Origin of the sequence: Flavobacterium sp. LM4, from assembly GCF_002017935.1 — a bacterium.
GTDB lineage: Bacteria > Bacteroidota > Bacteroidia > Flavobacteriales > Flavobacteriaceae > Flavobacterium > Flavobacterium chungangense.
Genome location: NZ_MUFW01000003.1, coordinates 372438 through 394231, shown reverse-complemented (window position 1 = coordinate 394231; position 21794 = coordinate 372438). Strand labels below are relative to the sequence as shown.

Sequence of the window (21794 nt, the reverse complement as noted above, 5' to 3'; positions counted from 1 at the left end):
AGATTATTGCTTTAATTCAGTTTTCATTTGCTCGGAAAGCGATTTGATTTTTTCATGGCTCATCAAGTATGAATTTGCCTCTGCAAACCAATTATTGAAATTTTTAATATCTTTCCTGATATAATAAGCCTGCAAAACATTATATGCATTTTCAGAATTATAAGTCTTGTCTTTGCACTCTTTAAATACTTTTCGGCATACATTCTCCGCTTCCTCGATGTTGCCATTTTTAGTTTCAGCATAAATTAATTCCTTATTCGTGTAGGCATCAAGAGGATCTTTGTTCAAAGCAATTTTAAGCACATCAACTGCTTTTTGATATTGCTTTAGACAATTATAAGAAAAAGCTAATTCAACCCGAAGCCCCTTATAATCTGGATCAATTTTATTTGCTTTTTCTAAATACTCAAGTGCTTTTTCGCATTCATTCCAGCCATTATACATGAAACCCCATCTAAAAAGCCGTATGATTGAATTCTCATCACGCTTATAATTTTTAAGCCAGTCCGGAACTTTATCTACATATAACTCCTTAAGTTTTGATTCGGGAATAAGTGCCACCAAATTATTATTTGGCTGCAATCTATATTTCATGGAATTGGTTTTTACTTTTTTTTCGGTAATAAATTTACCCTTGTCATCTATTTTAAAAGTGTCTCCATACTCCAAAGTCAAACCTGCAGCCTCATCAATGTATATAAAACCGAAATTATAAACCCCTGTACTGTCTGCTGGAAATGCTACCCATTTATCTTCGCATTGCACGTATTTTTTATCAAATTGAAGCTGACTTTGTGCTGATAAATTGAATGTCAAAACTAAAAAAAGAAAGGTACAAATCTTATTCATATTAATTTACAGGGTTTAAGGTGATAGTCGTTAGAAATTCAAATATATCAATTTCATTATAAATCACTACTATCATTCTTACAAATAAGCAAGGTGAGTCCTAAAGAAAAAACAAGGCAGCTGAGCAACATTAAAATTCCGTTTTTTAATATGAAGAATGAAACACCCACCAAAGGTGCTCCAACAATTACCATTAAAGCTTTTATTGTATGCGTTTTGATAAAATTTGCAGCATGTACCGCCAACCCTACAAAAAGAAATGACGGACCCACAATTACAAACGGAAACAAAATGGAAGGCGTATTGCTTAAATGTTCGCTCAATATGGATTTTGCTGCTTCGTTGTCACCATAACTCCACATGATAAAATCGATTGTACAAAGCCCAATGTGAGCCACAACTCCTAAAGCCGTGATGACAGAAGCAACCGAATTTAATCTGTTTTTTGGAAACACATTATTGAATGACAACAGCAAACAAGCCCCGATTAAATTAAACCAATGCGCAAAATCGACCGGTTTTTTGAAATACTCAAAAGCGGCACTGTTTGAAAACATAATGTAACTCAGAACAAAAAAGAACAAGCCAATTAGGCAAATGGTTTTTGGTTTCATAGATTTTGGTTTGTTGTAAAGACTTGTGAAGTTGGGTTTTGTTACAGTATAGAAGTTTTATTTTACCTTTTTATTAATTTAAAACTGCAAATAATCAGGCTCAGGATTACGCTAACAGTCAAAACTTCAAAACTGGTAAATCCGTAAAATAGCAATTCATATTTATCAGGCATCTTCCCATTTTCAATAAATGCAATTTGAGTATATTCTTTTTAATTAAAGTAAGATGGATAAAAAACTTCATATATTCTAAAAACTCCATGAAGCAGAACTAACAATATTGTTGTTACAAAAAAAATAGTGACTAAACGTTTTGTCATAGAATTATATCATATTCTGGTTTGATTATAGTTTCGGACACGAATAACAAATCTGCTCTATCGGATTTTGGATTTAAAATTTAAATTTCTTTTCATATTCATCTAAATCTATGAACCATTGAATTTTTATATATTTTGTGCTGTACTTTTTCAAATAATCATTCTGCTCAATCAATACTGCTGATCCATTGTTCCCTATTTCGTCTTTTACAATTTTAGCAGCATGTTCAATACCTTCAAAATCCTGTGCCGCCAGATCAAAAATAATATTATTTGTTTTTGATAATACTGAATACAACGAAATTAATTTTCTAGGATTTCCAGCAAGTGTCTTTATTTTTATGTCTTTATTAATCCAATCGATTTCATAGATCTTATTAGCAAATTCACTTTTGAGATTAGCATTTTTAGATAAATATTCACCTACTGTAGCGGGGAAAAACCTGTCTTTAAATCTTGATTCTCTAAAATGTTTTACAAAAGTATGAGGTTTGTTAATCCTAACATTTTTATGTTTTTCTTTTCCCGCCAAAATAGCAATTAATTTTTCTTCGACATATGAAGAAGCAACATGGCAATCCAAATGAATTAAGACCAAATCTCCTTCTCTTAACTCAAAAGGCGGTATAAAATATTGGTCGGTTCGTATTCCTTTACTTTCAATTAGCAGTTCTTTCATTTTTATAAAATCAAAATCATGACAATATACAAAATCACACTGTTAAATACATTTGCAATTGTGAACAATAAATTTTCTCATAAAACCAAAACTCGCGTGAGGGATAGAGGCGGTATCCTTTTATGAAGCGAGAGCGGAAGAAAAGATATAGCCGAAAGCCCGGTCCTTGGGACACGCCCAAAAGATTAAAAGTATTCTTCAATCAAATTATATATCCATTACATTTGTAATTCTTTATCTACAAAAACTACCTTATAATCCAAAAAAGGTTTTAGATTTGGATTTAAATTAATAGCATTATATCTATGAGCCTTTATAGAAAAAACCTGTATTTTGTATGCATTTCATTGTTGCTGACAGTATGCTACATTTTGTATGGTTATTTTTTTAGAAATTTTATCACGCAGCCTGACTTGCCAAAAGAATACCTGACTTATAAAAACCTTGAAAACAAGCCTGCATCAGACCACTTTGAGATTATAAAATTACCGGACGACCTTTTAAACCTCACCAATTTCTACTTTTCGCCAATGTCTGAAACGGTGGTTATACAGTCGAACAAAAATGGTTTTTCTTATGATCACGATCCGCTTAGATTGTATTATAAATTCAACATTCAGGGAAAACTAATTGACAGCCTGATTGTAAATAGTTCTGATTACTATAAAGTCCGTAAAAAATATTTAATTTCTAAAGATAATTATATCTCGTGGATTATTGACAATGACAGCACCCGCAATAAATACACCGAATTAAACCCAAAGGCAGACTGGGATACTGATCGCACATTTGAGGAGTTTGAACGATTGTCGAAAAAAGCAAGTTCAGTTTATTTTTTTAAATCGGTTTTTACAAAACACAATGGGGACACGGAAGCGTTTTTTGATAAAGCTATTTTTTTGATAGACCAAAAATGGTATGCTCTTTATGGCAAAAAAATCTATGTTTATCCGGAACCGGAAGAACAAAATGAGGAACAAAAAACAATTCTCCCTGTTTACACACACAAGCTAAGCCAGCATGGCGCTAATTTATTGCAAGTGGATGCCTATTACAATCTGATCATAAAAAATGATACTTTGAAAATAAAACGAGAAGTCTGGAGTGACCGGTCAGATTTGGTTTATTCCTGCTCGCCTGTTAATCCTGAATTCTGCATTATAGAAGGTACTAATCTCATCATTAAACCTAAAAAGTAATTGATTATGAAAGTTCAAAATCCGATGCTGAAAAGTTTATTTTGTGCCATAGCAGCTACCCTGACCTTTTTCATAATCGCCTCATCAGTAAGCGAGTCTTTCAATCAGACAATGGGTATAATAATTGGGGTTCCGATTACTTTTATTGGTACGTTTGTCTATTGTTTCGTACTCATTTTTCTGGAACAGGTAAAAGTTATTGCTCCAAACTTTGTATGCCGTTTCTCTGTGCCTTTTTCATTTTGTTGTATTGCTTCTGTTTTTTATTGCATTTTAAATGATATAGAGATTGTAGATCATTTTCAACAGTTTTCTTTTACAGCATACTGGCTGGAACTTAGCACTCCTTTTTTGGTGTTTTTTATAACTCATATAACAATTGCGGGAGTATTTAGTGTCAAATAAAAATTCCTAAACAAATAATAAAACTTTAAGAAATCAATTTTACGTTGATTACTTAAAATATGTAATTTTGAAATTCGAAGTTCAAAAACTAAGTTATTATGAAATATCATCAAATAAACAGCAATCTTTTTGTAAAAAACCGCAGAAAATTTACGGAAGCAATGAAACCGAACAGCGTTGCTGTTTTCAATTCAAACGACATTTACCCAATTAGTGCCGACAGTACTTTGCCATTTGCACAACACAGGGATATTTTTTATCTGAGTGGTGTGGATCAGGAAGAAAGTATTTTGCTTTTGTTTCCGGATGCGCCTTATGAAAGCCAAAAGGAGATTCTTTTTTTAAAAGAAACCAGCGAACATATCGCGATTTGGGAAGGTGAAAAACTGACCAAAGAACGTGCTTTTCAGGTTTCGGGAATCAGAACGGTTTACTGGTTACAGGATTTTCATAAAATTTTGAATGAAATGATGACGTATGCCGATACGATGTATATCAATACCAATGAGCATTACCGCGCAGCTGTTGAAACAGAAACTCGCGAAGCCCGTTTTGTAAAATGGTGGAAAGAAAAATATCCGGCACATAATGTGGCGAAAAGCAACCCGATTTTACAGCGCATTCGTTCTGTAAAAGAAAGCGAAGAAATCGATTTAATTCAGCATGCCTGTGATATTACCGAGAAAGGTTTCCGCAGATTGTTATCATTCGTAAAACCAAATGTTACCGAATACGAAATCGAAGCCGAACTGGCGCACGAATTCATTCGTAATCGTTCTAAAGGTTTTGCCTATACGCCGATTATTGCTTCGGGAAACAATGCCAATGTTTTACATTATATCGAAAACAACCAGCAATGTAAAGCCGGAGATTTGATCTTATTGGACGTTGCAGCAGAATATGCGAATTACTCCAGTGATATGACAAGAACGATTCCGGTTTCGGGAAAATTCTCCGACAGACAAAAAGCGGTTTACAATGCCGTTTTGAGAGTGAAAAATGAAGCTACAAAAATGCTGACTCCAGGAACGCTTTGGAAACAATACCATGTTGAAGTGGGTAAAATTATGACTTCTGAATTATTAGGTTTGGGATTAATTGACAAAGCCGATGTTCAGAACGAAAATCCGGATTGGCCGGCATACAAAAAATATTTCATGCACGGAACCTCTCACCACATGGGATTGGACACACACGATTACGGATTGCTTCACGAGCCAATGAAAGCCAATATGGTTTTCACAGTTGAACCTGGAATCTACATTCCGGCAGAGAAATTCGGAATTCGTTTAGAGGATAATGTTGTGGTTCAGGAAAAAGGAGAACCTTTTAACCTGATGCGTAATATTCCGGTTGAAGTTGACGAAATCGAAACGCTGATGAATTCTTAAATAAACAAAGCCCTTAATAATTTCAAATCATTAAGGGCTTTTTTAATTATATAAATCGGTTATTACCCGATTTTTGCTATTTGCACATCCAATTGAAATTTGCCATCAGCTGCGTTTTCGTTGATTAGTTCAAAAAGCTCTAAAGCTCTTCTTGCGTTTTTCTCTTCTTCTCTTTGTTCAGCCACATACCACATCATAAAATCTTCTGTAGCATAGTCATTTTCAGCTCTGCATTTTGCGATTACTTTATTGATTGCCTGAGTAACTGCAATTTCATTTTGCAAAGCAATTTCAAATACTTCTCTCAAAGAAGCAAATTCCTGCTGAACTTCAGGAACAGATGGCGTGATTGCAATCCCTCCCATATCTGTAATATATTTGAAAACTTTTAGAAAATGCTCTCTTTCTTCTTCCGCCTGTTTATACAAATACGATGCTGTATTTGCAAAACCATTTCTATCCAGCCATGCAGCCATCGCTAAATATTTGTTAGAAGCGTCGCTTTCTAATTTTGCCTGTAAATTCAATATATTTTCTACGCCTTCAGTTAATGACGTGCTTGTTCTTAGTAAATCTTTCATAACCTTTAATTTTTAGAACTGTAAAATTACTAAAATTAAAGAAAACAGCCCTAAATGTCTGAAAATTTGGATTTAATCTAAGTAAGATTCTAAATAAGCTCAACATTTACAATGTTGCAGAGCATAGAATGTAAATTGAGGGTAAATTTAGTCCCGTTTAATAATTCACGAAGCTGTACTATTTCGCAGATGGTAAGATTTCTGGAAAAATTTCTTTTAGTAGTTTCAATCAGCTGTGCATCCGACTGATCAGACAAGTCATAAAGCATATCTAAAATATCGACACTATTGACCTTTCTTTGGAAAATCAAAAAATCATGAATTTTATAACTTGACACCGTATCAATAAAATTGATAATGATGCTATTAGTCAAATCACACTGATAACTGTATCCTTTTTCGGTTTCAAATAATACTTTGGTGGTCAAATCGCTAACTAATGCCATTCTGATATAAATTTATAACGGTGCAAAAATATATAATTTACACCAAATAAACACATAATTAAGACTAATTTAAAATAACAAAAACAGTTTATATTTTTAAAAATAGCTTAAGATCATTAAAAACTGTAATATTCGAAGCATCTTTCGTGTATTTATTCATCAGATTATTATAGTAATTCCATAAAAAGGGAAAGCATCTAAACTGGAAGTAAAAACTAAGGTTATTGGCATTTTTGCGGAAACTAAATTTTTATGACAAGACATGAACAATGTTATGTTAAATGAACTTGTAAATTAGATTAGAGCCAATGCTAAGAGCTTATAGTAATAAATAATTTTAACTGTCTTGTGAGATAACAAACAGAAACCGCTTTTATTAATCAATTATAGTTTTATTTATATCATTAAAACATTTGTTATATCTTTAACTTATAACAAAATGTGTCACATTATCTCCTTTGAACTTAAATTCCTTATATGTTTAACGTTTCTTATCTTTGCTTCTCATATTATAAAATTCTATTTTGAAAACTCTTCTATACAAAAACACCAAAATATCTTATACTGATTCGGGTGACGGAAATACCATTGTATTTCTTCACGGCTTTCTGGAAAACAAAAAAATGTGGCAGGATTATGTTGCTTTATTCTCTGAAAACTATCGTGTAATTACTATTGACTTATTAGGTCATGGAGAATCAGACTGTTTTGGCTATGTGCATTCGATGGAAACTAATGCCAATGTGGTGCACCAGGTTTTAGAAGAGTTATATATTCAAAAAGCTATTATTGTAGGACACTCTATGGGCGGATATGTTGGTCTGGCTTTAGCCGAATTATATCCAAAAAAAATCCAGAAATTAGTTTTACTGAATTCAACTTCCAAAGAAGACAGTGCCGAAAAGAAACTAAACAGAACACGAGCTATTAAAGCGGTAAAGCAAAACTATGTCAACTTTGTTAGTTTGGCAATCGCAAATTTATTCAGCGAAAACAACAGAGATAGGCTTTCAAAAGAAATTGAAAACGTAAAAACAGAAGCATTAAAAACGCCTTTACAAGGAATTGTTGCTTCTCTCGAAGGCATGAAAATCAGAAAAGAAAGACAGAGTCTTTTAAAACAAAATATTTTTCCAATTTTATTAGTTTTAGGAAAAAGGGATCCGGTATTAAATTATAATGAAAGTATTTCTCAAATTGATAATACATCTGCACAACTTATTTCTTTTGAAGACGGACATATGAGTCAAATTGAAAATAAAGAAGAATTGAAAAAGGTCCTTGAGATTTTTTTTAATATCTAAAAAAGCCTTCCAAAAAAAAAAGACCGCTCATGAATTTGAAACGGTCTTTCTCTAATTATCGGGGGCAAAAATTTTAAACAATTTTAATTGACATATTGTGTCAGGTTTCTAAAAAAAATCTTTTTTTAGATGCGCCAAAGGTATATCTAATAAATATAACTTTTGATTCAACTCCTGTTAAAAAAAGACCCTGAAACGAGCTTTTAATTACTTTTATTAATAACACACTAATTCTTTATTTTTAAAATAAACTGCGTAAAAAATCTTAATAAATAATTTATATCTCATTAAAAAACAAGCAGATAAATTAATGATGTTTAATTCTTAATTTAGGAATTAGGGCTATTTGAAACCATTAAGCTATACAATTCTTTAAAAAAGTAAAAAAAAGTCGCTCTTGAGAGTAAAATAATTAACTCCTTTATAGAAAAATAGCTATTCATAAATAACCTTTCTCAACAAGATTTTCTATTTGATTAATATTATGGATTTTACCATCTTTAATCAAAACTAAACGAGTGCAATATGTTTAATAGCTTTCTGATATTTAATTTATCTTTTCTTCGAAAGAAATATTGGCATTGAAGATCTCATTCAACAGCAATACAACTTCATCTAAATAATCATTTAAAATTTCTTTTGTAACCGTACTATTTAATTCTTTATCTTCTTTAAATCCAAATGACAAAAAACCTGACTTTAAATTTTTAAACGAAATAATCCCAACTTCCATAGGAATATCACACGCTACTTTTTCAAACATAAAAGCATATGCCAGTACCTGGATAATTTTGTCATTTTTAAGCTCCTGTGTCAATCCATTCCATGATTTCAGGATTACATTAGCTTTTTCTACCTTTCCTGTCTTATAATCGATGATTCGTATTTTTCCGTTGCGCAACTCAATTCTATCCACATTTCCTTTAATTAAAACAGGAAATGGCAACTTAGGATGATTAAGTTCCCGCTCAAAAGTTTTTTCTAAAGCAATGATTTTAATTGTATCTCCATTTTTAATTGCATCTAATTCCATTTTCAAAAAATTGAAAACATTTCGTTTAGCCACCTCAAAAGCTAAAAGATTACGTCCTTTTTTGATTTCTCCTTCCTTATAAACCAATTTAAACTGTCTTAAAACTTCATCATCTAATAATTTGAAACAATTTAAAAGATCTTCTTCTGAAACAAATTTATCAATCAACGGATCATATAGTGTTTTTAATGTTTCATGAATTATGGTCCCAAGTGTATTCAACGCAATATTCTCTTCCACTTCTTCTACTTCACGGATACGGAGTATTTTTTGAAAATAAAAATCAATCGGATTCCGAATATAACTTGTCAAAGCAGAAGGTGAAAATCCTGTTTCGGCAATTTCTTTTAAACGTTCCATTATAGCATCCGATTTTGGAATCACCATTGGCTTATAAGCTGTCGCAGGCAGAACAGGATTGTAAATATCAAAAGTTAAATTATGTTTAGGTTGTTTTTCTACTTCTAACTGCGTTATAAAACGACTGCGTTCACCAGCATCCAATCCATCATTTTCAGTATTATAGATCAAATAAATATTTTTGGCTCTTTGCAGCAGGTGATAAAAGTGATAGGTATAAATTGCATCCTTTTCCTTAAAAGTTGGCAAACCAAGCTCTTTTTTTACATCGTATGGAATAAAAGAATTTTGAGATTTCCCAGCAGGAAATTTCCCTTCATTCATCGAGGTTACAATTACAGTATCAAAATCCAAAACACGGCTTTCTAAAACTCCCATAATCTGAAGACCATTCAAAGGCTCCCCCTCAAACGAAACTTCCGCAATATCTATCACTTGCTTATAAATTGCATATAAAGTTTGAATATTATCTATATGGCTATGTTGAGAATAATAATTGATTAATTTATTAATAACTTTAAAAATGGAGAACACAAAAGTTTTTGCAATTTTTTCTTCCTCGTTTTCATTATTAAAATTTTCTTTTATTAAAAGCAAAAGTGCTGAGATATTTTCGAGAACAGCCAAAGAGCCATTCTCCCATTTTTGAAACAACAAATTAAACAAATCAGATGAATTCAAATTGAGCTCGTTTAATTTGGAATACGTAATAAAAGTATAATTATTCTCTTTTATAATTTTAACCAATTGACTTGTTTTCGCATGCGGTTCAATTAGTGGATGTGTCAAAATATCTAATACATCCTTGTAATAAAAAACGTAATTCGTACTATTTCTTGAAATTGCATTTGTATGCATTTTAAACAATTTTGCAATTAAAATTTGTGAAGGATTGTTTTTACCCGAATACCCCATAGTAATATTGAGCGCTCCAACGGAATCCGGTAACGAATACAAGATTGGCATCAATAAATTTTCTTCTCCAAGTACTACAGCCACTTTATCAAGAGAAGAACGTGTATTATCCTTAATTATATTTTCAATAATACTCCCGGAAAGTTTTGCCTGACCAATTGTTTTGGGAGTTCCAATAACCTGAATATTCTTTGACTGAGAAAAATCATCTACGATCCACTCGAAGGGATTTGATTTGTAATGTTTCCAACTTTCTTTAAATCGTCGAACAAAAAGACCTGCATCATGATAAGGATCATTTAGAAAAGTTTGATCTATATCCCAAAAAATTTTTGCCTGATCAAGAGCCAGAAGATGTTGCACAATTTTTTCTTCGGCTGCGTTTAAAGCATTAAAACCGGCGAAAACATACGTTTTATTTGTAATAGTATTCGAAAAATGATTTAGATTATTTACCGCCTCACGGTAAATTAATCCCTGATAACCAAAACCTTTATTTACCAAGTGACTGTAAAATGCCTCATAATATCGTGGGAGTAACTTCCAGAAATCAATATAGTTTTCAAGAAGTTTTGTTTTATTCTCAACTTCAATTCCCCATCTTTTTATATCTTCAATATCTTTTAAGTAGGACAAAACATGTAATGGCTCCAGAAGATAACGATCAATTTCATTAAAATCCTGAAGAAGTGTTTTTGCCCAATTTGCAAATAGTTCAAATGATTGCTGATGCTGTTTTTCTGTAATCGAAAGATATACTTCATAAAATTCAAACAACAACTCAATTGGATCAATTGAACGAACAGAAGCAACCTCTTGAACAAAATCTTCAATTGGAACAATATTTGGAGAAAGAATAGTCTGGTCAATTTGTTTTCTCAAAGCTTCAATCAAAAAAACCTTTGCTCTTTTATTAGGCAGAATAATAGTAATTTCAAATAGTCTATCAGAATAATCTTCAAGAATAGTAGCAGCAATTTTTTCTAAAAAAGAAGTATTTATCATATTATAAAAATAAAAAAAGCCATTCAATTAAGAATGGCTTTTTAAAATTATTTAGAAAAGTAAATTATAATTTACCTTAATATTTTAGAACTTAGAACCAATATGTTTAATTTCTGTTCTTCTGTTTTGAGCTTTACCTGCAGCAGTTTTATTACTTGCTACTGGCTGAGTTTCACCAAAACCTTTAGACTCTAAGTTTTCTGCATTTACACCTCTTTCAATTAAGGCATTCTTAACTGCAGCAGCTCTATCTTCAGAAAGTTTTAAATTCAATTTATCAGCACCATCACTATCTGTGTGTCCTTCAATACTGAATTTCGCATTTGGATAGTTTTTAAGGATTTCTTTAATTGCATCTAATCTAGCTGGAGTTTCTTTGTCTCCTGTTTTGAAAGTAGCTTTACCTGAATTAAAGTATACTGCTCTTGCCTGAACTTTAAGTTCTTCTAAAGCTTCAGAAGTGATTTCTGGACATCCTCTGTTACTAGCTGGACCAGCTACAGTAGGACAATCATCATCTTTATCTAAAACACCATCTTTATCAGCATCTAAGAAAGGGCAACCGCCATTTTCTTTTGGACCTGCAACAGTAGGACATTTATCATCTTTATCAGCAATTCCGTCTGCGTCAGAATCAGGACAACCTTTTAAAGCAGCTAAACCAGCAACATCTGGACAAGCATCATCTTTATCAGCAATTCCGTCTCCGTCAGTATCAGGACAACCGTTTAAAGCAGCTAAACCAAATACATCTGGGCAAGCATCACTACCATCAACAATTCCGTCTCCATCAGTATCAGGACATCCGTTGAATTGCTTCAAACCAGCAACATCTGGACAAGCATCATCTTTATCATAGATTCCATCACCATCAGTATCTTTACCTCCAAATTTGAAAACAAGACCAGCTGTGTGTTGGAAATGAGATGGAGCATCAGGAACACCAGCAGCATCCTCTCTACCCTCATCACCAGCACCAACCGCCCATTTGTATCTTGAAGCTAACTCAAGACCAATAGCATCTGTAAACCAAAAAGTTAAACCAATACCTGGATTAAGTGTTCCATAACTACTATCTCCGAAGAAAGTGTAACCACCACCAACAGATAACGAAGGATCAATTACTTTAGATTTAATTAATTCCTGGAAGCTATATTTGATAGTAGCATCAATACCGTAGTACATTAAATCCCCTGGATTAGAAACAACATTACCTCTTGAATCAGCTTCTGCGTTAGTCGGATCATAAGTAACATATTTATCTATTTTGTTTACAGAACCTTGTAAACCAAGAGAGAAACCACTACCTACATATCTAGACACACCAATGTAAGATAAAGAAGGAAGGATATTCCAGTTGTCTTTCACAGCGAATGGCTGAGAAAAGTGTTGATCAAAGAACCCACTTCCTGAACCAGAACTAGTTCTAGTATCAACGGCGTTCACTCCAAAAGAGATCGCCCATGGATTGTTACTGTCTTGTGCGTGAGAGCTTAAACCCATCACCATCATCACAGCAACTAAAAGTTTGTTAAGATGTTTCATACTAATTTTTTTTAATTACAATTTAGTTAATTACAGACAAAAGTAACACCTAATTTTTTAAATACAAAATGTAATGTTAAAAAAAACCTACAAAAATGGATTAAAATGGTAATTATATAACTTTTAACATTTGACCAACATTCACAAAAGCATTGATGGCGGTGTCTAAATGTTCTTTAGAATGAGATGCAGATAATTGCACCCTAATTCGTGCTTTTTCCTTTGGAACTACAGGAAAAAAGAACCCAATTACGTAAATTCCTTGCTTTAGCAGCTCATTTGCCATAGTTTGAGATAATTTTGCATCATAAAGCATTACAGGGACAATTGCAGAATCTCCATCTATAATATCAAATCCTGCTTTTTTCATTCCTTCTTTAAAATAATTTGTATTCCATTCTAATTTATCTCTTAAAGAAGTATCTTTTTCCAATAATTCAAACACTTTTATCGAAGCCCCTACTATTGCGGGTGCTAAAGAATTTGAAAACAAATATGGGCGTGAGCGCTGACGAAGCAATTCAATAATTTCTTTTTTAGCAGTTGTATATCCTCCCATAGCACCACCAAGAGCTTTTCCAAGTGTTCCGGTTATAATATCAACCCTGCCCATAACGCCTTTTGCTTCAAGAGTCCCTTTTCCGGTTGCTCCAATAAATCCTGCAGCATGGCATTCATCCACCATTACCATTGCATCATATTTATCAGCCAGATCACAAATTTTATCCAAAGGCGCTACAAGTCCGTCCATAGAAAAGACCCCATCGGTAACAATCAGCTTAAAACGCGCTCCAGCCTCATTAGCTTTCATTAATTGCTGCTCTAAATCTTCCATATTACTATTTTCATAACGATAACGAGCGGCTTTACACAAACGAACTCCATCGATAATCGAAGCATGATTTAGGCTATCTGAAATTATCGCATCATTTTCTCCCAATAGAGGCTCAAAAACCCCTCCATTAGCATCAAAGGCAGCCGCATAAAGAATTGTGTCTTCGGTACCATAAAAATCAGCAATCTTTTTTTCTAATGTTTTATGAATGTCCTGTGTACCACAAATAAAACGAACAGATGACATTCCGAACCCATGTGTATCCATTGCGTCTTTTGCCGCCTGAACAACTTCAGGATGTGAAGAGAGTCCTAAATAATTATTGGCACAAAAATTCAAAACCTTTTCTCCTGTAGAAATAGTAATTTCAGCATCTTGTGCTGAAGTTATAATACGTTCTTTTTTAAAAATACCGTTTTCTTCAATAATCTGCAGCTCATTTTGCAGATATTCTTTAATTCTTCCGTACATATTTACCCTTTTAAAACATTAAAAATTAATACGTTAGCCAAATTTAAGCTACGTAAATCCTTTAACATCTGATTAATTTTTTCACAAATTTACTACATCGATTTCGGTTCCTATATACACCAAGACCCTTTTTAACACTTTGTATCCTAAATCTTCAACTGCCTTTTGATATTCCTGAATTTGATGTACGTATTTAGGATTTCTGGCACCAGTTTTATAATCCAACAAATAGGCTTCCATATCTTTGGTTAACACAATTCTGTCTGGCTTTAAAGTTTTTCCTTGTTGCTGAACAATTGTCTGCTCATTTAAAACAACATTCTCACCATCAAAACAAATACTTATTTCAGGATGATTTACTATTTCCTGAAGCGTATTCGAAACTATTTCTTTTTGATTATAAGTTATTAATCCATTTTCTATTGCTTTTGTAATCGCTAAATCAATATCTGATTTATCTTTTACAAAAGCCAAAATCTCATGAATTATATTTCCGTATGAAATTGCTTCCTGCTGATGCGTACCCCACATTAAAGCTTCGCGTTGCGCAATTTTAATATTCTTCGGATTTAAAACTTCGGAAACAATCGGAATTGTTTTTACCAAATCTAAAGTTTTACCCGGTGGAGAAAGTTTCATCGAGTTTCCAAATTCATATTCGAATTTATCTGAATCATAAACGCCTTTATTCATTAAATATTTAATAAAAAAAGAAGCCATATTATTCGGAAACTCTCCGTCTTTTCTTTCTTTTAACGATTGAGAAATTACATACAACTGTTCTTCGGCACGTGTTAATGCTACATACAAAACATTAATATTATCGAGCAGTTCCTCTTGCTTTTTCAAATTAAAAATAGCTGAGGCACTTTCTCCGAAACCCTCCACAGCACTACTATTATCAATTAAAGCTTTAGGAACACCTAAATTTGCTTCTTCAGCATCAAGCCATAATTTGTCTTTTGGCTTTCTGTTATAATCTTCTTCTGCAAAAGGCATAATCACAACCGGAAATTCTAAACCTTTTGATTTATGGATGGTCATAATTCGAACCGCATTATTCCCCTCTGGAGATGGAATACTGAATTTCTCAGCATTTTTATTCCAATAAGTTAAAAAATCAGCTATTCCTGCCTGATTTCTAATATCCCGTTCGAGCACAATATCAAGAAAATATTGCACATAAGCATTTCCGTCTGAAGAAAGAACAAATTTAGATATGATAATTTCCACAGCCTCATAAAGTGATTTTTTTCGAATATCTTCAAACGAAAGTAAAACATCAAAAGTTAAAAGCCATTTTTCAAAATCACTTTCTAAGGTTTGCTTCATTCCCTTAGCAATAAAATCGTGAATTGGCATTTCAATTTCTTTTGTGTTAGCTAAAAAATGCAGAAAGTTTGCTTTTGACTCTAAATCAATACTGTTATTAAGATATTTTAGCAAATGAATAATCATTCTCACTTCTGTAGCATTTTGAATCATTAGTGTTTCTGATGATAAAAGCGGAATATTTTGTTCTGTCAGATAATTTGCAATAGCAATTCCCTGATCTCTTTTGCGGGTTAAAATCGCGATGTCTTTATATTCAAAACCTTCACGAATAACTTTCTGAATTGTATTTAAAGTCGCCAAAACATATAAATCTGACTTTTCTACCACTTCTTCATCATCGTCAAAATCATTTTTTTCAATTATTGGAAGAAAAGAAATATTGACATATCCTCCTTTTTTAGAATTTGTATTCTGAAAACTGTGATTTTCATATAGATTTTTATAATCTTCATTGGAGAACTCAGTTGAAATCAATTTAAAAAAGGCATTATTAAAATCAATTACCTCACTATAGCTACGGTAATTAGTATCTAAATGTTCAATCTTTTTATCCTTATTACTAAACGGATTATTGTCTTTACTTAATTCAATAAACTGTTCTGCTTTTCCTCCACGCCAGCGATAAATTGATTGTTTCGGGTCTCCAACAATCATCAAAGTCCCTTTATTGCCAAAATCATCCTGACCAGACAGCGCATTATCAATAAGCGGAATTAAATTTTGCCACTGCATTTCTGAAGTATCCTGAAATTCATCAATAAAAAAATGACGGTAACGCTCTCCCAGACGTTCATAAATAAAGGGAGCAGGCTGATTCTGGATTTCATGATGAATAATCGCGTTGAATTCTGAAATTGATAAAATATTTTGTTCAGATTGAATTTTTGCTAATTCATTACTAACAGTATTCAGTAAAGAAAGCGGGGTTATATTTTTAAGGAATGCTTTGTAAAAATCTCTTTTTTCAAAGTTTTTATATATTTTACTTAGCACCTGAAGAAATTCAGGAATAAGATTTTCGATTAAAGCTTTGTCTTTTGCTGTTTTATTAATTGCAATATCTTCGAATTCATGAAAGGTTTTATTTCTTGGATTAAATTTCACGTCACGAATACTTTCTAAATGATTGGGGAATGTTCCTCTTGAAAATGATTTTAAATCTATTCCGTTTTTATCAATCAATTCAAGAAGCTCAACAGCCAACCCAGCATTTTCTTTTTCTAAATCGGCACATAAAACCGACATTTTCTTTTTTATGATAACAAATTCTTCAATTGATTTATCATGAAAATGTGAAATCTCATTTCGATTATTTTCATTTAAAACCAATCTCCCTGTTTCCAGAATTTCACGCGAAACATCCCAACTTTTATCATCGTCGGTTTTTTCCATTGTAAAATCAATCAGCAATTTTGTTAGTGTTTCATCCTGGCCCGCTTGTGCAATAATAGCATCTACAGCTTCAACCAATAAATTTTCAGTATCCATAGTTACCTCAAAAGTCATGGGCAAATTTAGATCATGAGCAAAAGCACGAATTACTTTATGTGTAAATTTATCGATGGTAGAAATATCAAAAGCAGCATAATTATGGATAAGATGCTTGATGATATTTTGAGATTTTGTTTTGATTTTAATTAGAGAAAGTCCTGTTTCCCGGGACAAATCTTCCATTAAATCTATGGCTTTCGCCGAAGGATCGTCTTTGGTAAATTCAGATAAGCTTCCAACAATTCGGCTTTTCATTTCATGAACCGCTTTGTTGGTAAAAGTTATCGCCAGAATATTTCGATAAGCATCATTTTTAGGTGAAGAAAGAACAATCTTGAGATATTCCTTAACCAAAGTATAAGTCTTTCCTGAACCGGCTGAAGCATCATAAATAGAAAAAGACGGACTTTGCATAAGTTTAATTTTTGTATGGTAAAAATAACATTTCTGTTAAACTAATACTTTACAAAAATCAGAAAATTAATAATTGAGATTCCTTAGTGTTTTGGAAAAACCCTTTTATTAAAAACAAGCAAAATTCCAACACCCGTAGAAATTGCCACATCAGCGACATTGAAAATAGCATTAAAAAACTCAAATGGTTTTCCTCCAAAGAATGGCACCCAAGCAGGTAAATTTCCTTTCCATATCGGAAAATAAAACATATCTACAACTAAACCATGAAACCAGGTTCCATAAGGTTCAGGAGAAAAAGGAGTGGCTAAATTATTATAACTGCCATCAAAAATAACACCGTAAAAAACAGAATCCAGAATGTTCCCTGCAGCACCGGCAAAAATAAGTGCAATAGCTACAACCAAATAAGACGACGCATTCTTTTTTACAGAATCATACAACCAATACGCAATCCCGCAAACAGCAAAAATCCTAAACACAGTCAAAATTAATTTTCCATATTCACCTGGTATTTTGGTTCCCCAAGCCATTCCCTCATTTTCTATAAAATGGATTTTAAACCAGCTAAAAACCGGATATTCATCACCTAATATAAAATTAGTTTTTACATAGATTTTAGAAACCTGATCAATCAATAATATTATAAATATAAGGAGATACGCTTTTCTTAATGACATCTTGTGAATTTTAATGTTGGCAAAAGTAACAATTAAATCAAAAAAAACGCCCCTAATGGAGCGTTAATTCTTTTGTAATTTGAAGGTGATTATCTCTGCATGTTTTTAGCCTCGATACTCATTGTTGCATGCGGAACGATTTTAAGCCTTTCCTTGCCTATTAATTTACCTGTTACTTTGCAAATACCATATGTTTTATTTTCAACACGGAATAAAGCGTTTTTTAAGTCGCGGATAAACTTCTCCTGTCTGATAGCCAATTGAGAGTTTGCTTCCTTAGACATTGTTTCACTTCCTTCTTCAAATGCTTTGAAAGTTGGAGATGTATCGTCCGTTCCGTTATTTAAATCATTCATATAGGCACTTTTGATCAAATCAAGATCTGCTTGTGCTTTTTGTATTTTTGCTTGTATTATTTCTTTGAACTCCGCTAAATCAGCGTCTGAGTATCTTGTAATTTCATCTATCATGGTATTCTATTATTTTGAAATTAATATCAATGTTTTAATATCGTCAAACTCAATTTCTGTGCCGCTTTCTAAAGTATCAGCAAAAGTCAAGCTATCTGTTAATGTTTCAGACTTAATATAGTCTTCATTTTTTGAAACTGCATCTTCTAAAATGCCGTTTCTCTTTATTTGTACCTTAATCTTATCAGTAACTTCAAATCCTGAATCTTTACGGATGTTCTGAATTCTGTTTACCAATTCTCTCGCGATACCTTCATTTTTTAATTCCTCAGAAATTGTGACATCAAGTGCAACTGTTATTCCGTTTGAATTTGCAACCAGCCATCCTTCAATATCCTGAGAGGTTATTTCGACATCTTCCAGAGATAAAGTTACACTATTTCCAGCAATAACAATATCTAACGAGCCTTCCTTATCTAACTGATTAATCTGATCTGCAGAAAAACACTGTATCTCTTTAGAAATCAAGCCCATATCTTTTCCAAAACGTGGACCTAATGCTTTAAAATTAGGCTTAATCTGCTTAACTAAAATACCAGAAGCATCGTCTAAAAGCTCCACTTCTTTAACGTTTACCTCAGCTTTCACTAGGTCAGAAATAGCTTCAATTTCAGCACGCTGATACTCGTCAAGTACTGGAATCATTACCTTTTGCAGCGGTTGACGCACTTTGATCATCTCTTTTTTACGTAGTGATAAAACCAGTGAAGAGATCGTTTGCGCCTTTTGCATTTTGCTTTCCAACGTTTTATTAACAAAGTTTTCGACAAATTTTGGAAATTCTGCCAAGTGAACACTGCTATATTGCTCGGTTTGTGTTGAACTCGTTAAATCTCGGTACAATTTATCCATGAAAAATGGAGCTATTGGAGCGCTTAATTTGCTTATGGTTAATAAACAAGTATAGAGCGTTTGATAAGCTGCAATTTTATCATGAGCATATTCTCCTTTCCAGAAACGACGACGACATAAACGAACGTACCAGTTACTTAAATTTTCCTGAACGAAGTCAGAAATAGCTCTTGCTGCTTTCGTAGGCTCGTAATCTTCATAACATTCATCAACAAATTTGATTAAAGAATGTAATTCAGAAATAATCCATTGATCGATTTCAGGTCTTTCGTTTAACAGAATTTCCGCTTCAGCGTATTTAAATCCATCGATATTCGCATATAACGAAAAGAAAGAATAAGTGTTATATAAAGTTCCGAAGAATTTACGGCGAACCTCAGCAATTCCTTCAATATCAAATTTTAAGTTATCCCACGGATTTGCATTTGAAATCATATACCAACGTGTGGCATCAGGACCATATTCTTTAATCGTTTCAAAAGGATCTGTTGCGTTTCCTAAACGTTTAGACATCTTTTGTCCGTTCTTATCCAGAACCAAACCATTTGAAACCACATTTTTATACGCTACTTTATCAAAAACCAAAGTTCCGATAGCGTGTAAAGTATAAAACCATCCACGAGTCTGATCGACACCTTCAGCAATGAAATTCGCAGGAAAATCTTTATTCTCGTCAATTTTATCTTTATTCTCAAAAGGATAATGCCATTGGGCGTAAGGCATTGCTCCTGAATCAAACCAAACATCAATTAAGTCGCTCTCACGCTTCATTGGCTGGCCTGAAGCCGAAACTAAAGTAATTTGATCCACTACATTTTTATGCAAGTCGATTAAATCATAATTTGTTTCAGACATATTTCCGATTTCAAAACCTTTAAATGGATTTTCTTTTTGAAAACCAGCTTCGATAGATTTTTCAATCGCATTGTACAATTCTTCAACAGAACCAATAAGAATTTCTTCTTTTTTGTCTTCAGTTCTCCAAATTGGCAATGGAATACCCCAATATCTAGAACGAGATAAGTTCCAGTCGTTGGCATTTTTCAACCAATTCCCAAAACGTCCTTCACCAGTAGACTTAGGCTTCCAATTGATAGTTTCGTTCAGGTCGAACATTCTATCTTTTACATCGGTTACTTTAATGAACCAAGAGTCTAGTGGATAATATAATAACGGCTCATCCGTTCTCCAGCTGTGTGGATAACTATGTACGTATTTTTCAACCTTAAAGGCTTTATTTTCTTCTTTTAATCGAATAGCAATTTCAACATCTACAGAACGTTCTGGTGCCTGACCTGCATCATAATATTCGTTTTTAACATATTTACCGGCTAAATCACCTACATGAGAAGTGAATTTTCCCTGTAAATCTACCAACGGAACTGCTGTACCATTTTCGTCTAACACCAACATTGGCGGAACTTCTGGTTTTGCTTCTTTTGCTACTTTAGCATCATCTGCACCAAAAGTTGGAGCAGTATGTACAACTCCTGTTCCGTCTTCTGTAGTAACAAAATCTCCGGCAATTACTCTAAATGCGTTTTCAGGATTTTGATATGGCAATACGTACGGCAATAATTGCTCGTAACGAATTTCTACTAAATCAGTACCTTTTGCTTCTGCTAAGATTTTATACGGAAGCTGCTTGTCGCCATTTTTTACTTTGTCGAAATCAGCATCATCTTCACTTGCAAAAAATCCTTTTCCGAATTGTTTTCCAACTAAATTTTTAGCCAAAACAACATTGATTGGCTCAAAAGTATATTGATTGAATGTTTTCACTAAAACATAATCAATTTTCGGTCCAACCGTCAAAGCTGTATTCGATGGCAATGTCCAAGGCGTAGTCGTCCAGGCTAAGATGTGAATATCTCCAAAACCTTGTAAAAACGAAGGTAATGTTTCGGGCAATGTTTTAAACTGTGCTACAATTGTAGTATCAGTAACATCGCGATATGCTCCAGGCTGATTTACTTCATGAGAAGATAATCCTGTTCCTGCTTTTGGAGAATAAGGCTGAATCGTATAACCTTTGTACAACAAACCTTTATCATAAATTTGTTTCAAAAGCCACCAAACAGACTCCATATATTTTGGTTTATAAGTCACATATGGATCTTCCATATCTACCCAATAACCCATTTTTTCTGTCAAATCATTCCATACGTCGGTATAACGCATTACGGTTTTTTTACACGCTTCGTTATATTCTTCGATAGAAATTGTTTTACCAATATCTTCTTTTGTAATTCCAAGTTCTTTCTCGGTACCTAATTCTACAGGCAATCCGTGTGTATCCCATCCGGCTTTTCTTTTTACCTGAAAACCTTTTTGAGTTTTATATCTGCAAAAAATATCCTTAATCGCACGCGCCATCACGTGGTGAATTCCCGGTAATCCGTTTGCTGAAGGCGGACCTTCAAAAAACACGTAAGGCTCAGCACCTTCGCGAGTAGTTACACTCTTTTCAAATATATTTTCTTTCTTCCAAAAATCAAGAACTTCTGACGCTACTGTTGGTAAGTCAAGTCCTTTGTATTCAGTAAATTTTGTGCTCATTTTATCCTTTTCTTAATCGAGGTGCGAAAATACTAAAATTA

16 protein-coding genes are annotated in these 21794 nt (G+C 33.0%); 4 read left to right on the top strand and 12 right to left on the bottom strand.

Annotation, left to right across the window (positions count from 1 at the left end; all coding sequences use genetic code 11):
- Window positions 1-3 precede the first annotated feature (3 nt).
- The 3 genes from BXU10_RS19075 to BXU10_RS19065 all read right to left on the bottom strand — a co-directional run bounded on the left by BXU10_RS19075 (window position 4) and on the right by BXU10_RS19065 (window position 2462).
- Window positions 4-849, bottom strand: coding sequence for a tetratricopeptide repeat protein (locus BXU10_RS19075; protein ID WP_123922056.1), 846 nt, complete (start codon window positions 847-849; stop codon window positions 4-6).
- A gap of 56 nt (window positions 850-905) precedes the next feature.
- On the bottom strand, window positions 906-1463 hold the full coding sequence (locus BXU10_RS19070; protein WP_078229121.1) for a hypothetical protein: 558 nt from the start codon (window positions 1461-1463) through the stop codon (window positions 906-908).
- 393 nt (window positions 1464-1856) lie between these two features.
- A complete protein-coding gene (locus BXU10_RS19065) occupies window positions 1857-2462 on the bottom strand; it encodes a hypothetical protein (protein WP_078229120.1) in 606 nt (201 codons plus the stop codon).
- A 305-nt stretch (window positions 2463-2767) separates the two neighbouring features.
- On the opposite strand from BXU10_RS19065, the gene BXU10_RS19060 reads away from it, so the two are divergent.
- From BXU10_RS19060 to BXU10_RS19050, 3 genes are all read left to right on the top strand, one after another.
- Window positions 2768-3661 carry a hypothetical protein gene (locus tag BXU10_RS19060; RefSeq protein WP_123922055.1) on the top strand — a complete coding sequence of 298 codons (894 nt, stop codon included), beginning with the start codon at window positions 2768-2770 and terminating at the stop codon, window positions 3659-3661.
- A gap of 6 nt (window positions 3662-3667) precedes the next feature.
- Window positions 3668-4066 (top strand): hypothetical protein, encoded by a 399-nt coding sequence (locus BXU10_RS19055; protein WP_078229118.1) that lies wholly within the window; start codon window positions 3668-3670, stop codon window positions 4064-4066.
- Window positions 4067-4164: 98 nt separating this feature from the next.
- Window positions 4165-5457 carry an aminopeptidase P family protein gene (locus BXU10_RS19050; protein WP_078229117.1) on the top strand — a complete coding sequence of 431 codons (1293 nt, stop codon included), beginning with the start codon at window positions 4165-4167 and terminating at the stop codon, window positions 5455-5457.
- A 62-nt stretch (window positions 5458-5519) separates the two neighbouring features.
- Here the strand turns inward: BXU10_RS19050 and BXU10_RS19045 are convergent, their stop codons facing one another.
- Together BXU10_RS19045 and BXU10_RS19040 are read right to left on the bottom strand one after the other, a co-directional pair.
- Entirely contained in the window at window positions 5520-6038 is a 519-nt protein-coding gene (locus BXU10_RS19045) for a ferritin (protein ID WP_031455129.1), read from the bottom strand.
- A gap of 89 nt (window positions 6039-6127) precedes the next feature.
- Entirely contained in the window at window positions 6128-6484 is a 357-nt protein-coding gene (locus BXU10_RS19040; protein WP_031455128.1) for a hypothetical protein, read from the bottom strand.
- A 524-nt stretch (window positions 6485-7008) separates the two neighbouring features.
- Here BXU10_RS19040 and BXU10_RS19035 point away from each other — a divergent pair.
- Window positions 7009-7788: an alpha/beta fold hydrolase gene (locus tag BXU10_RS19035; protein WP_078229116.1), complete on the top strand. Its 780-nt coding sequence runs from the start codon at window positions 7009-7011 to the stop codon at window positions 7786-7788.
- A gap of 547 nt (window positions 7789-8335) precedes the next feature.
- On the opposite strand, the gene BXU10_RS19030 is transcribed toward BXU10_RS19035, so the two are convergent.
- The 7 genes from BXU10_RS19030 to ileS form a co-directional block, all read right to left on the bottom strand.
- Window positions 8336-11101, bottom strand: coding sequence for a PD-(D/E)XK nuclease family protein (locus BXU10_RS19030; RefSeq protein ID WP_078229115.1), 2766 nt, complete (start codon window positions 11099-11101; stop codon window positions 8336-8338).
- A gap of 84 nt (window positions 11102-11185) precedes the next feature.
- Window positions 11186-12646 carry an OmpA family protein gene (locus tag BXU10_RS19025; RefSeq protein ID WP_078229114.1) on the bottom strand — a complete coding sequence of 487 codons (1461 nt, stop codon included), beginning with the start codon at window positions 12644-12646 and terminating at the stop codon, window positions 11186-11188.
- 112 nt (window positions 12647-12758) lie between these two features.
- The gene (kbl, locus tag BXU10_RS19020) at window positions 12759-13952 is read right to left on the bottom strand and encodes a glycine C-acetyltransferase (protein ID WP_078229113.1); all 1194 of its coding nucleotides are present in this window, start codon (window positions 13950-13952) and stop codon (window positions 12759-12761) included.
- 81 nt (window positions 13953-14033) lie between these two features.
- Window positions 14034-17192: an exodeoxyribonuclease V subunit beta gene (locus BXU10_RS19015; protein ID WP_078229112.1), complete on the bottom strand. Its 3159-nt coding sequence runs from the start codon at window positions 17190-17192 to the stop codon at window positions 14034-14036.
- Window positions 17193-17275: 83 nt separating this feature from the next.
- Window positions 17276-17872 (bottom strand): lipoprotein signal peptidase, encoded by a 597-nt coding sequence (locus BXU10_RS19010; RefSeq protein ID WP_078229111.1) that lies wholly within the window; start codon window positions 17870-17872, stop codon window positions 17276-17278.
- 89 nt (window positions 17873-17961) lie between these two features.
- Window positions 17962-18342, bottom strand: a complete 381-nt coding sequence (locus tag BXU10_RS19005) for a TraR/DksA C4-type zinc finger protein (RefSeq protein ID WP_031455121.1) — start codon at window positions 18340-18342, stop codon at window positions 17962-17964.
- A 9-nt stretch (window positions 18343-18351) separates the two neighbouring features.
- Window positions 18352-21753 (bottom strand): isoleucine--tRNA ligase, encoded by a 3402-nt coding sequence (ileS, locus tag BXU10_RS19000; RefSeq protein WP_078229110.1) that lies wholly within the window; start codon window positions 21751-21753, stop codon window positions 18352-18354.
- Window positions 21754-21794 lie beyond the last annotated feature (41 nt).